Here is a 12,369-nt window from a genome sequence, read left to right as displayed (position 1 = left end):
CCAACTTGTTTTTTTTAATTATACCATAATTCCCCGCCGTTTTGGGGGCGGGGGCCGGTTGGGGTTCCCCTTTTTTGGCCATGGCATAAAGCGTCTACCCCCGACATTAGTACGACAAATTGGACCGAAGCCCGCCGCGATCATTCGAACACGGGTGATGTCTGTGCAGGTCAGACCGGGATGGACGAAAGGGGACAGCCCGGCGGCGCCGAGTTGCCCGGGAGGTGAAGCGCCGGAGCCCCGCGGCCGGAACCGTCCGCGCGGGCACGACGGCGCACCGCGGAACGCACCGGAAGGACTACGACGACGGCGCACCGCCCGTGGACGCGCGGCGTGGCCGCCACCGCCGGGGCGCCACGGACGGCGTGCCGCGGGTCGGGCGACGGGTGGGTACTACGGGTGGGTACTACGGGTGGGGGCGGGTGCGCTGGGCGGGGAAGGGCGGCGGCGCGGTGACGCGGCGGCGGGCGATCTCGGCGAGGGTGTCGAAGATGATGTCGCCGATCAGGACGGGATCGCGCAGGGTGTCCGGCGTCCGGTGCGTGACCGGGCCGGCGGTCGGTGGGCGCTCGTCTTCGAGGTGGCGAGGTGGCATGGCTCTTCCTGCCGACGGGGTGGCCTTGGGCGGTCATTCCCGTCCACCCCCGGAGCGACACCCCCGGTACGGCCGAATCGGCCGGAAACCTCGGCCCGGGGGCCGAAACCTACGCGGACGGGATACAGGGTGGGGGTATTGTCGGCCGGGTGACGGCGGGCGGACGACGGAGTTCCGGGCAGAACGGCGGGCGGGCGGCCGCCCGGCTCCTGCTGCTCTGCGCACTGCTCGCCGGGCTCTTCCTGATGCACGGCTCGCCGACCTCGGCGGGCGGCTGCCACCGCGGCCCGGAGCCGGCCGCGGCGCTCACGGCGCCCGCAGCGCCCGCAGCGCCCGCACCGGCCGCACCGGCCGCGGCGGCGCAGCACCACGGCGGCCCGGACGCCGCTCCGGGCCTCACCGCACCGCGGACGCACGACGACGGCCGGCCGGCCGTCTCCTGCGTGTCGGCCCGGGACCGCGACGGCGCCGCGCTGCCCGCCCCGGGGCCGTACGCCCTCGCCGCGACCGCCCTGCCGCCCGCCGCCCTCGCCGGACCGCGCCGACGGCCTGCCGACGGCCCGCGGGCGCCACCCGCCGCCGGGCGGGGACTACTGCTCCGCAAGTGCGTCGCACGGACGTGACCGGGCCCGCGCCGGACCTCCCCTGAGGGAGGCCCGGGCGCGCCGCGTCCTGCCCGTACACACCGGAAGAGAACCCACCGCATGTCCCTGCGCACCCGTACCCGCCGTACCCCGGCCCGCGCCCTGGCGCTCACCGCCGCGGCCGCCGCCCTCTCCCTCGCCCTGGCCGCCTGCGGCTCCGACGCGATGAGCGGGATGGACCACGGCGCCGGCCCGGCGGCCACCACGACGGCCACCACGGCCACCGCCACGGCGGGCGGTGGCCACCAGGGCCACCAGATGCCCGGCGCCGACGCCGCCTCCCCGGCCACGGCCGACCCCGCCGACGCCCCCGGCCTCGCCGACGAGCGGAACGGCTACCGCCTCACCTCCACCACCGGGACGCTCACCGCCGGCGCCCCCGCCGAGTACCGGTTCACCGTCACCGGGCCCGACGGCAGGCCGGTCACCGCGTTCCGGACCGACCAGACCAAGCGGATGCACTTCTACGCCGTCCGCTCCGACCTGACCGGCTTCCAGCACCTGCATCCCGAGATGGCCGACGACGGCACCTGGACCGCCCCGCTGGCCGCGCTCACCGCCGGCACCTGGCGCGTCTACGCCTCGTTCATCCCGGACAGCGGCGCCGGCCGGGGCACCGGCCTGGTGCTCAGCCGGACGGTGACCGTCCCCGGCGAGGGCGCGGCGGCCACCGCCGAGCTGCCCGCCGCGACCGGCACCGCGACCGTGGACGGGTACACCGTCACGGTCGAGGGCACCCCGGCCGCCGGGAAGGCGGGCGAGCTGAAGGTCACCGTGAGCAGGGACGGCAAGCCGGTCACCGACCTCCAGCCGTACCTGGAGACCTTCGCCCACCTGACCGCCTTCCACGCCGGCGACCAGGCCTTCGCCCACCTCCACCCGGAGACGAAGGCCGAGGCCGGCGGCACCGGCGGCCCGTCCCTGCCGTTCCACGCCGAGCTGCCGGCGGCCGGGGACTGGCGGCTGTTCCTGCAGTTCCAGACCGGCGGGCAGCTGCACACCGCCGGGCTGACCCTCAAGGTCGGCTAGGTCCGGCCCCGGGGCGACCCGCCGCCGGGAGGCCGCCGCCACGGCGGTGACCTCCCGGCGGCGGTAGGCGAAGATGGACCGGTGACCACACCCCGCACCGCCCCCCGCCTGATCGCCACCGACCTGGACGGCACCCTGCTCTGCTCCGGCGGGACCGTCAGCGCGCGCACCGCCGCCGCCCTCGCCGCGGCCGAGGCGGCCGGCGTCCAGGTGGTCTTCGTCACCGGCCGGCCGCCGCGCTGGATGCAGCAGGTCAGCGCGCACATCGGCGGCCACGGGGTGGCGATCTGCTCGAACGGCGGCGCGGTGGTGGACGTGCGGCGCGGCGAGCTGCTGGAGTCGTTCCCGCTCGACGCCGGCACCGCGCTCGACGTGGCGGCGGCGCTGCGGGCCAAGCTTCCCGGCACCGCGTTCGCCTTCGAGTACCCGGCCGGGTTCGCCCGCGAGCCCGGGTACGCGGTGCCGATGTGGGGCCAGGACGAGGACCATCCGGTCGGCCCGGCGGAGGAACTGCTCGGCACCGGCGGCCCGGTGCACGGCCTGTTCAAGCTGCTGGCCAAGCACCCGGACCTCGACCCGGACAAGCTGCTCTCCGAGGCGCGCGAAGCGGCCGGCCACCTGGCCGAGATCACCCGCTCCGCGCCGATACCGCTGCTGGAGATCAGCGCGCCCGGCGTCACCAAGGCCAGCACGCTGGCCCGCTGGTGCGCCGGGCGCGGGATCGACCGGAGCGAGGTGGTGGCCTTCGGCGACATGCCGAACGACCTGGAGATGCTGGCCTGGGCCGGCACCGCCTACGCCGTCGCCAACGCGCACCCGCAGGTGCTGGCGGCGGTGCCGCTGCACACCGTGAGCAACGAGCAGGACGGCGTGGCGGCGGTGCTGGAGCGACTGCTCGCCCCGTGAACGCCGTTGTCCGAAGCGATCGTTATCCGAAGCGGCCGTTGACGTAGTCCGAGGTCCGCTGGTCGCGCGGGTTGCCGAACAGCTGCCCGGTCGGGCCGGCCTCGACGATCCGGCCCGGGGTGTCGTGGGTGGCCAGGAAGAACGCGCAGGACTGCGAAACCCGCTGCGCCTGCTGCATGTTGTGGGTGACGATCACGATGGTGAGCCGTCCGCGCAGCTCGGCGATGGTCTCCTCGACCCGCCGGGTGGAGGTCGGGTCGAGCGCCGAACACGGCTCGTCCATCAGCAGGATGTCCGGCGAGACCGCCAACGACCGTGCGATGCAAAGGCGTTGCTGCTGGCCTCCGGAGAGGGAGCCGCCCGGGGTGTGCAGCCGGGTGGCGACCTCGTCCCAGAGGCCGGCCCGGCGCAGGCTGGTCTCCACCAGGTGCTCGCGCTCCTCCTTGGAGACCTTGATGCCGGCCAGCTTCAGCCCGCTGGAGACGTTGTCCTGGATGGACATCGCCGGGAACGGGTTGGGCCGCTGGAACACCATCCCGATCCGGCGCCGCACCTCCGCGGGCCGCCGCCCGGGCCGGTACACGTCGTCCCCGTCGAGCAGCACCTCACCGGCGAGCGCGGCGCCGCGCACCATCTCGTGCATCCGGTTGAGGATCCGCAGGTAGGTGGACTTGCCGCAGCCGGACGGGCCGATCAGGGCGGTCACCTCCCCCGCGGGCATCGCGAGCGAGACCCGCTCCAGCACCTTGTGCGAGCCGAACCAGGCGGAGACGTCGCGGGTCTCCAGGCCGGCCAGCGGCCCGCCGTCCGCGACGGCCGGGCCGTCCGCCGGGACGGGCGGCAGCGTGAGGGTGGTCTCGGCCGCCGGGCCGGCCTGGTCGTACGCGTCGAACTGCGGGGCGTCGGTCATCGGTACGTCGGTCATCGGTGCATCCGTCATCGGTACGGTCCTCCGGGCGCGCTTCAGTAGAGGTTGGGCAGCAGGGCGGCGGCGTTCTCGTACACCGCCCAGAGCAGCGCGCCGACCACCGGCGCGAGGCTCAGGTAGGCGGCCGAGCGGTGCCACACCCGGGCCAGCACGGTGGCGGACACCACCGCGGCCAGCAGCCCGAGCATCCACAGCTGCAACGTGGCCAGCGCGCCCTTGTCGGCGGCCAGCGCCTTGTCGTACGGGACGGTCGCGGGCCGCCCGCCCGGGTTGGTCTCCGGGTCCCCGTCCAGCCGGGCGCCGACCAGCACCGTGGAGCCGGGGATCCAGTCGGAGTCCCCGGTGACCAGCACCAGCCGGTTGCGGACCGGGTCGCTGATCGGGTGGTCGCCGTCCCCGTACACGTTGACGGTGTAGGTGAACCTCCCCTGGCCGGTGGTCGCCTCGATCTTGTCGCCGACCCGGAGCCTGGACAGCCCGGCGAACGGCGCCCCGAAGCTCGCCCCGCGGCCGAACACCACCGCCACGCCGGCCTGCCCGGGCAGCGCGGTGTCCCGGCGGTGGCCGGGCCCGCGCATGAGGTCCCGGCCGGTGGTGCCCTCCACCACGACGGCCTGGTGCAGGCCGATCGCCGGGATGTCGAGCAGCGCGACCGGGTCGCCGTCGGCCGCGGCCCCGGTCGGGGCGACCGCCCGGGCCAGCTGGTCCCGGAAGGTCTTGTGGGCGGTGGACTGGTAGTGCCGCTCCTGGACGTGCGAGAGCGTGAAGAGGTAGCCGACGAAGCCCGTGATCAGCGCCGCCAGCAGGCTCACCGCCCACGCCCCCTGGAGGAACCGCCGCCGCGCGGGCGAGGCGGCGGACGCCCTCCCGGCCGGCTCCGGCGGCGCCGGGGCGGTGGTCCGGGCGGGGGCGGGTTCCGCCGACGGCTGCGCGGGAAGGGCCGGCTTCTCCAGCGCCGGGGCCGTCACGACCGGCCCCGGACGGAGCCCCGGCGCCGCAGCAGCCGTCGGCCGAGCAGCGGCGGGACGAGCACGACCGCCAGCAGTTCCAGCGCGGTGAGGGAGGAGAGCATCCAGTCCTCGGGCCGCCCGTCGACGGCGACCACGGTGGCCGCGACCTCCCCGCCGCCCCGGCCGCGCGCGACGACCTGGCCGGTCTGCGGGTCGATGACGTCGTCCTCGGCCGCGGCCTCGCCCCCGCCGGCCGTCCCGGCGGCCGGGTCACCCGCGGCGCCTCCCGCGCCGGCGTCCCCACCGGTGGCACCGCCGGTGCCACCCGTGCCGCCCGCGGCGCCGCCCGCACCGCCCGTGCCCCCGGACCCGCCGGTGCCGCCCGAGCCGCCGGCCGTGCCGGCCGCGCCGGGCGTCTTCCCGGTGCCCGCCTTGCCGGTGCCGCCGGTGCCGCCCGAACCCGCGGCGCCGCCCGCGGCGGAGCCCCCGGAGGTCCCGGAGCCCGAACCGCTCTTCACCGCCTTGCCCTCCTGCACCGTGCAGTCCAGCGGCGCGCCCTTGGCGTCGCACGGGCTGGGCTGCGGGGCGTCCTTGAGGACGGTCAGCTCGCCGGCCCCGTTGAAGGTCGGGTTGGCGCAGTTGGAGAGGGAGTTGGGGTCGACCGGGCTGGCGTTGCCAGGGATGTGCTGGGTCTGCAGCAGGCCGCCGCGCACCAGGTTGCGCGGGATCGGCGAGTAGCCGAGGCCGTCCGCCTCGCCCTGGCCCTCGCAGAGCACGTAGGCGAGGAAGCGGCTGAGCGCGGAGCCCTTCTCGTTGGTGAACTTCGGCAGCGGCTTGAGGCTGTTGGCCCGCGGCACGATCAGGTAGCTGTAGCTGGAGATCGGGTACGACCGCGGGTCGTTCATCGAGTAGACGCCGTCGAGGTTCTGCTGGAGGTAGTTGGGGTCGTCCGGCGAGGTGGAGTCGTCGACCCCGCGGATCCTGGCGGCGGTGAGCGCGACGGCGACGTTCGAGGCGGTCGGCAGGGAGTAGTAGCCCGCCGGGTTGAGCACCTTCACGACCGGCCAGTTGCTGCGCTTGGCGAAGGCGTACTCGTCGTAGCCGATGGTGCCGACGCCGGCCGGGGCCTTGATGTAGCCGGCGACGACGTCGGAGCCGTTCTGGGCGACCATCCGGCCGGACTTCGGGAAGAACTCGGTGTAGTCACCGCACGCGACGCCGTTGACGCTCTTGCAGTAGTCGTCCCACTGGCCCTGGTGGGTGTGCTCCATCCACCGGGTGAACTGGGCGGTCGCACCCGAGCCGTCGGAGCGGACGACGGGGGTGATCGGCGTGCTGGGCAGCGCCTTCCCGTAGTCCGCGGTGATCTTCGGGTCGTTCCAGTTGGTGATCTTGTTGGTGAAGATGTCCACGATGGTCTGCGGCGAGAGGCGCAGGTCACGGACCTGCTTGCCGCCCACGACCAGGTTGTACATGAAGGTGGTGCCGCCGGCCGTGACCGGCACGTAGGAGTAGCCGTAGACCGGGTTCTCCGGGTTGCCGGAGCCGCTGCTGTGACCACCGGACCCCAGCCCGTCGTCCGGCTTGGTGCGGAACGGCACGTCCGAGGCGGTGAAGTCGTCCTGGCCGATGCTCCACTGGGTCCGGCCGGCGGCCGACCCGACCGGGTTGAAGTTGATCTGGATGCCCTGCGGCGCGACGTCCTGGCGCCACTGGTCGATGGCCGGTCCGGCCCAGCTGGAGCCGTCCGCGTTGAGGGCGACCGCCGCGTACGCGGGGGTGCTCTGCCCCAGCAGCAGGGAGGCCGCGGCGAGCAGCAGGGACAGCAGCACCGCGAGGGTGCGGGCCACGGGGCGGCTTGCGGCCTCCCACGACATGGGAACTCCTCTGGTACGGAGGGCGGTTGGGCGTGACATCAGTACTCCCCGACGGGTCGGGCGGTGGCGGTGCGGCCCGGGGCGGGCGCGGGAGCCTCGGCCCGGACGGCGGCCTCGCCGCGGCGGGCGTCGCGGTCGATGCGCCGCTTCTGACGCCGCGACAACTGCCCGGGCCGGCGGCCGCCGAGCACCCGCGCGGTGACGAAGAGGATCAGCACCACGGCCATCAGGGTGAGCGCGGCGGCGAACGCCCGGGCCACCATCTCGGGGTAGGGCTGCTTGACGTAGTTCCAGATGTAGAGCGGCAGCGACACCTGGTGCTCGCTGAACGGGTCGCCGTTGAACTGCGAGGTGAAGCCGGAGGTCAGCAGCACCGGCGAGGTCTCGCCGACCCCGCGTGCCATGCCGAGCACCACCGCGGTGACCAGGCCCGGACGGGCCGTGGGCAGCACCACGTTCCACACCGTGCGCCACTGGCTGCCGCCGAGCGCGTAGGAGGCCTCCCGCAGCGTGCCGGGCACCAGCCGGATGACCACCTCGGCGGCCCGGGTGACGATCGGCATCATCATCACGGTGAGCGCCAGCGAGGCCGCGAACCCGCTCTTCTCGAAACCGAAGGTGATGATCACGATGCCGAGGATGAAGAGCCCGGCGACGATCGACGGCAGCGCCGTCATCGCCTCGACCAGCGTGCGCACCGGCCGGGCCATCCGGCCGCCGACCTCGGACATGAAGACGGCCGCCGCGATGCCCAGCGGCACGGCGAACAGCGTGGCCAGGCCCAGCTGTTCGAGCGAGCCGACCACCGCGTTGAGCGCCCCGCCCGAGGTGATCGGGGAGAGCGCGGCGGTGTGGTCCATCGACTCGGTGAAGAAGTTCAGGTGCCTGGCGGCCTCCAGGCCGCGCGACAGGACGTAGCCGATCTGGTCGACGATCAGGGCCACCACCAGCAGCCCCGAACTCCAGGCGACCGCCGCGACCAGCCGCTCGCGGACCAGCAGCGGCCCCCACTGGAGCCTGCCGAGCGCGAAGTAGCCGGCCAGGAAGAGCAGGTACCAGCAGACCAGGAAGCCGAGCACGCCGCTGAACGGCAGGATGCGCTCGTACAGCATCCAGTCCAGGGCGAGCGAGCCGGCCAGCGCGCCGACCGGGGTCAGCACGTCCTCCCGGGTGAAGCCGCCGAGCCGCACCCTCTTCTCGGGGCGGTCGGGCGCGGGCGCCTCCGGCGGCGCACCCGCGGCGGATGGCGCTGCGGGCGGCGCGGCGGGCGGAAGATCGAGGGTGGTCATCGGGTGGTCCCTTCACGGCCGATCGCCGGCGGTTGGTACGGGTCCGGGCGGTGCGGGGCCGGACGCTGCGGCCCCGGGGAGTGCGCGGCCATCAGTCGGCCGTCGAGGCCCCGGAGCGGGACCGGTTGATGACGAAGCCGGCCGCCAGGTTGACCAGCAGCGTGAGCGAGAAGAGCACCAGGCCGGCCGCCATCAGTGCGGAGAGCGAGAGGTCGTCGGACTCGCCGAAGCGCAACGCGATCAGCGCCGAGATCGAGTTGGCGCCGTTCTCCAGGATGTGCGTGATGGCCTCGAAGTTCGGCGAGATGATCAGCGCGACGGCGATGGTCTCGCCCATCGCCCGCCCGAAGCCGAGCATCACCGCGCCGATCACGCCGCCGCGGCCGAACGGCAGCACCACCGTGCGGATCATCCCCCAGCGCGTGGAACCGAGTGCGAAGGCGCCCTCCCGCTCGCCCTGGGGCGCCTGCGAGAACACCTCCCGGCTGAGCGAGGTGACGATCGGGATGATCATCAGCGAGACGACCACCCCGGCGATGAAGGTGGAGGAGGTGTACGAGGTGCCGATGTCACCGGTGCGCACCTTGAGGAACGGGATCGTGTCGCCGAGGTGGTTGGCCAGCCAGCGGACGAACCCGATGATCCGCGGCTGGAGGAAGAAGAGCCCCCACAGCCCGTAGACGATGCTCGGGATCGCCGCCATCAGGTCGACCAGCGAGACCAGCGTCGCCCGGAGCCGCTGCGGTGCGTACTCGGAGATGAAGACGGCGGTGCCGAGCGCCACCGGCACCGCGATGACCAGGGCGATCACGGCGATCAGCAGGCCGTTCGGGAGCACCGCGGCGATGCCGAAGTTGTGCGCCTGGGTCTGCCACTTCTGCTCGGTGAGGAAGGACCAGCCCACCTCGCGCAGGGCGGCCGCGCCGCGCAGCAGCAGGAAGAACGCGATCAGCCCCATGACGGCGAAGACCGAGAGGCCGGCGGCCCGGAGCAGACCACGGAACACCCGGTCGCCCGGCGTCGCGGGGGCGGTGATGGTGCGGGGTACGTCGGGATCACGCTGGGGAGCCCCGGCATGGGGTGCCGCGGGCTCGGCGGCGGCTGTCATGGTCTGCTCTCCGGGACGCTCGATGCGGACGTGCTCGCTACGGGAGTGCTCGGTACGGGGTGCTCGGCGGGTGCTCGGTGCGGGAGTGCTCGATGCGGACGTGCTCGGTCGGTACGGGGCCCGGACTCCGGACGGGGCCGGAGTCCGGGACGGGCTCGGCGGGGCCGGGACGGCGACCCCGCCGAGCCGGTGCGGCCGGCTGCTGCCGGCCGGTCAGGGCCGGCGGCGCAGCCGCGTCCAGCCTCCGCGCAGCGCGGCCGTCGCCCTCGCCCCGGCGGGCGTGCCACCGAGGAGCAGGGCCGCCGGGCCACCGATCAGCAGGACGAGGCCGGTGACCAGGGCGATGGGCAGCAGCAGGCGCGCGCCGCCGGCCCGGTCGGGGGCCGGGGTGCCGGCCGCCACGGGGGCGGCGGCGAGCGGACCGCCGGACGGGCCGGCGGTGGGCTTGGCACCGGCTGCCGGGCCGCCCGCCGCGGGGGCGGCGCCGCCGGCCGCACCGGAGGTTCCGGCCGAGGCGCCGAGGTCACCCGAGGTACCGGATCCGCCGGTCCCGGAGCCCGAGCCCGAGCCGGAGCCCGAGCCCGAGCCCGAGCCCGTGCCGGAGCTGGAGCCGGAGCCGGAGTCCGACCCGCCGGTGGCGGCTCCGGACGTACCGCCGCCGTCGACGGGAGTCGTCCCGCCGGCCGCGCCGCCGGAGTCGACGGGCGTGGCTGCGCCCCCCGAGGTGGCACCGCCGGTGGTCCCGCCCTCACCGCCGGCCGGGGGTCCGGGCGGCGGCACCTGGTTGCCGGGCAGCTTGCCGTCCTGGGCCTCGACGTGCGTCGCGGCGTCCTGGGCCTGCTGGCGCTGGGCGCTGGTCAGGCTGAGGAAGCCCGGTGCGAGCTTGCCGGGGGAGGTGCCGTAGACCTGGCCGCCGTCGGTGACCGTCCGCAGGAAGCGCGCGATCGCGGCGGCCTTCCCGGTGGCGACGCCCGAGGTGGGCACCATCGCGTACTGGACGGTGGTGAGCGGGTAGGCCTGCCGGTCGCGGGTGAACTCGGTGCCGGAGGCGCCGTAGGGGAGCTCCTGCGTCCCGGTGACGGCGTCGACCGGCATGTCGGCCAGCGCCGACTGGAAGCCCGCGGCGGTCGGCGGCACGTACTCGCCGGCCGGGTTCAGCAGCGCCGCCTCCGGCAGCGAGTACGCCTTGGCCTGGCCGGAGTCCATGATCGCGAACAGGGTGCGGACGCCGCGCTCCATCGGCGGGCAGGCGTCGTGGCCGCCGACCCCGTTGATGTCGGTGTTGACGCAGGTCGGCTGGTTCTGGAGGGTCTTGCGGGAGACCCCGACCAGGCCGTCGGCGCCGATCGGGTTCCACTCGAACTGCTTCCAGTGCTGGAGCACCTCGCCGGCCTTCGGGTCGGTCACCCCGGAGTCGTCCTGGCGCTGGAGCGAGTCGACCGGGTAACCGCCGAACTTCGGCCGCTGGTAGACGGTGTTGACGTGCATGCCCCACGGATCCGCCTCGCCGTCCAGGAACCGCGCGGCGTCCGGGTCGGCGGCGATCCAGGAGGTCAGCTGGTAGGTGAGGTCGGTGGTGCTGCCGACGACGATCGGCAGGAACCGGGAGCAGGTCTCCGGCCAGTGGATGCCGTTCTCCGGCGTCTCCGGGTTCAGCTTCAGGAACTCCGGGTCCCGCAGGAAGCAGGTCGGGTTGCCCTCCACCGTGGGGATCGCCAGACCGGGGGACGCGTAGGACTGGGTCAGCAGTTTGGCGACCAGCCGGGCGTTGAGCCTGAGGTCCCGGATCTGCCGGCCGGTCTTCTGGTCGTCGACGACGTAGACGACGGAGATGCCCGAGGTGGCCAGCGGGGAGTAGACGTAGCGCCGGGCGGGGGGCGAGCGGTCCGGCCTCGCCGTCAGTGCGACGTCGGGCCCGCTGCCGGAGAGGAAGGAGGTCCGGGCCTGCGGCTCGCCGCCGCCCAGGGTGTACTGCACGGTCATCGGGTCCTCGCCCAGGCACAGGCCCGAACGCCACTGCTGCATGGCCCGGTTGGCCATCTCCAGGCCGGCCAGCCTGAACGCCGCGGCCTGGGCCTTGCAGTCGCCCGGGGTGGGCGCGAAGGAGAGCGGGACGACGACGTGGTTGCCCCAGGCGCACTGCTCGCCCACGAGGTGCTTGAAGGAGGGGCCCGGGTTGTCGTTGGTCTGGAAGGTGACGGTGTAGTCCGTCGCCGTGTTGGTGAAGTAGTCGACGTCGGTGGTGTGGTCGCTGCAGTCGGCCGCGCCGTTGCGGATGCTGTACACGTCCGCCGGGTCGCCGCCGTAGTTCGGTTCGACGACCAGCGAGCAGGCGTGGGTCGCGTCGCAGCCGAGCGACGGGCTCTGCTGGGCCGTCCAGACCTCGATGTTGGCGACGCCCGAGCCGTCCGGACCGGTCGGCGCGAGGGCCATGTTCGACTGGAAGTCCGGCTGGGTGGTCCCGGCCGGCGGGGCCGTCTGCTCGAAGCCCGCGGCCGGATCGGCGTTGTAGAGCGTGGTGCCGTAGCAGTCGGTGATCTTCGGCTGGGTGCCCCGGCACTGGTAGACCCGCACCGCGTAGGCGATGGACGCGCTCCCCTTCGGGACGACCGTGGCGGGGGTGCCGGTGACGAAGTTGACCGTCGGGGTGAAGCCGCTCCACGAGACCTGGAGCACCTGGTTGACGAGGTCGGCCGTCTGGGAGACCGTGACGCTGCCCTCGGGGCCGTACGTCCCCGTCCCGGGCTGCCAGACCTTGGGACCCGGGACCGTCGTGGGGGCCGCCGCCTTCGCCTCGGGAAGTGCGCCGATCGCGACCGGAACGGTGCCGACTGCCGTCACCACGGCCCAGACGATGGCCAGCGCCGGTAGTCGACGGCGCCACCACCCCGGTGTTCGGGGTTCGGGCGGGCGGATTCTCATCGGGCACCTCCGTACGGTCCCGCGCCGGGCACTGCGCGGCGCGGAGGATGGATCAGGCTGCGAGCGGCCGGCGATTCCGGTGCGCATCCATTCGGCCAGCCGGAGGTGGCCGAATGCGGTC

At 74.3% G+C, this 12,369-nt stretch carries 10 protein-coding genes; 3 read left to right on the top strand and 7 right to left on the bottom strand.

The annotated features are described in order from the left end of the window. Nucleotides 1–406 precede the first annotated feature (406 nt). Complete coding sequence (locus ACFC1F_RS03000) at nt 407–595, bottom strand: hypothetical protein (RefSeq protein WP_209417233.1); 189 nt, start codon at nt 593–595, stop codon at nt 407–409. 149 nt (nt 596–744) lie between these two features. Between ACFC1F_RS03000 and ACFC1F_RS02995 the strand changes: the two genes are divergently transcribed. The 3 genes from ACFC1F_RS02995 to ACFC1F_RS02985 all read left to right on the top strand — a co-directional run bounded on the left by ACFC1F_RS02995 (nt 745) and on the right by ACFC1F_RS02985 (nt 3,174). After that, a complete protein-coding gene (locus ACFC1F_RS02995; protein ID WP_376155221.1) occupies nt 745–1,218 on the top strand; it encodes a hypothetical protein in 474 nt (157 codons plus the stop codon). 81 nt (nt 1,219–1,299) lie between these two features. Then, the gene (locus tag ACFC1F_RS02990) at nt 1,300–2,268 is read left to right on the top strand and encodes a hypothetical protein (protein WP_376155219.1); all 969 of its coding nucleotides are present in this window, start codon (nt 1,300–1,302) and stop codon (nt 2,266–2,268) included. Nucleotides 2,269–2,349: 81 nt separating this feature from the next. Continuing rightward, nucleotides 2,350–3,174: an HAD family hydrolase gene (locus ACFC1F_RS02985; RefSeq protein WP_209417236.1), complete on the top strand. Its 825-nt coding sequence runs from the start codon at nt 2,350–2,352 to the stop codon at nt 3,172–3,174. Nucleotides 3,175–3,196: 22 nt separating this feature from the next. Here the strand turns inward: ACFC1F_RS02985 and ACFC1F_RS02980 are convergent, their stop codons facing one another. From ACFC1F_RS02980 to ACFC1F_RS02955, 6 genes are all read right to left on the bottom strand, one after another. After that, entirely contained in the window at nt 3,197–4,099 is a 903-nt protein-coding gene (locus ACFC1F_RS02980; RefSeq protein ID WP_245206338.1) for a phosphate ABC transporter ATP-binding protein, read from the bottom strand. Nucleotides 4,100–4,137: 38 nt separating this feature from the next. Beyond that, nucleotides 4,138–5,070, bottom strand: coding sequence for a sortase domain-bontaining protein (locus ACFC1F_RS02975; protein ID WP_376155216.1), 933 nt, complete (start codon nt 5,068–5,070; stop codon nt 4,138–4,140). Further along, nucleotides 5,067–6,929 (bottom strand): substrate-binding domain-containing protein, encoded by a 1,863-nt coding sequence (locus ACFC1F_RS02970; RefSeq protein WP_376155215.1) that lies wholly within the window; start codon nt 6,927–6,929, stop codon nt 5,067–5,069. The genes ACFC1F_RS02975 and ACFC1F_RS02970 overlap by 4 nt, the downstream gene beginning before the upstream one ends. A 38-nt stretch (nt 6,930–6,967) precedes the next feature. Next, nucleotides 6,968–8,218: a phosphate ABC transporter permease PstA gene (pstA, locus tag ACFC1F_RS02965; protein WP_376155213.1), complete on the bottom strand. Its 1,251-nt coding sequence runs from the start codon at nt 8,216–8,218 to the stop codon at nt 6,968–6,970. A 91-nt stretch (nt 8,219–8,309) separates the two neighbouring features. After that, nucleotides 8,310–9,326 (bottom strand): phosphate ABC transporter permease subunit PstC, encoded by a 1,017-nt coding sequence (pstC, locus tag ACFC1F_RS02960; RefSeq protein ID WP_376155211.1) that lies wholly within the window; start codon nt 9,324–9,326, stop codon nt 8,310–8,312. 213 nt (nt 9,327–9,539) lie between these two features. Then, on the bottom strand, nt 9,540–12,170 hold the full coding sequence (locus tag ACFC1F_RS02955) for a hypothetical protein (RefSeq protein WP_376155209.1): 2,631 nt from the start codon (nt 12,168–12,170) through the stop codon (nt 9,540–9,542). Nucleotides 12,171–12,369 lie beyond the last annotated feature (199 nt).

This window comes from Kitasatospora sp. NPDC056181, assembly GCF_042266225.1.
Taxonomy (GTDB): domain Bacteria; phylum Actinomycetota; class Actinomycetes; order Streptomycetales; family Streptomycetaceae; genus Kitasatospora.
This window is presented reverse-complemented; position numbering and strand designations above follow the sequence as displayed.

Bases quoted from the DNA above. Each gene is read 5' to 3' on its own strand.
- pstC (WP_376155211.1), bottom strand. From the start codon at position 9,326: ATGACAGCCGCCGCCGAGCCCGCGGCACCCCATGCCGGGGCTCCCCAG.
- ACFC1F_RS02990 (WP_376155219.1), top strand. From the start codon at position 1,300: ATGTCCCTGCGCACCCGTACCCGCCGTACCCCGGCCCGCGCCCTGGCG.
- ACFC1F_RS03000 (WP_209417233.1), bottom strand. From the start codon at position 595: ATGCCACCTCGCCACCTCGAAGACGAGCGCCCACCGACCGCCGGCCCG.
- ACFC1F_RS02980 (WP_245206338.1), bottom strand. From the start codon at position 4,099: ATGACCGACGTACCGATGACCGACGCCCCGCAGTTCGACGCGTACGAC.
- ACFC1F_RS02970 (WP_376155215.1), bottom strand. From the start codon at position 6,929: ATGTCGTGGGAGGCCGCAAGCCGCCCCGTGGCCCGCACCCTCGCGGTG.
- pstA (WP_376155213.1), bottom strand. From the start codon at position 8,218: ATGACCACCCTCGATCTTCCGCCCGCCGCGCCGCCCGCAGCGCCATCC.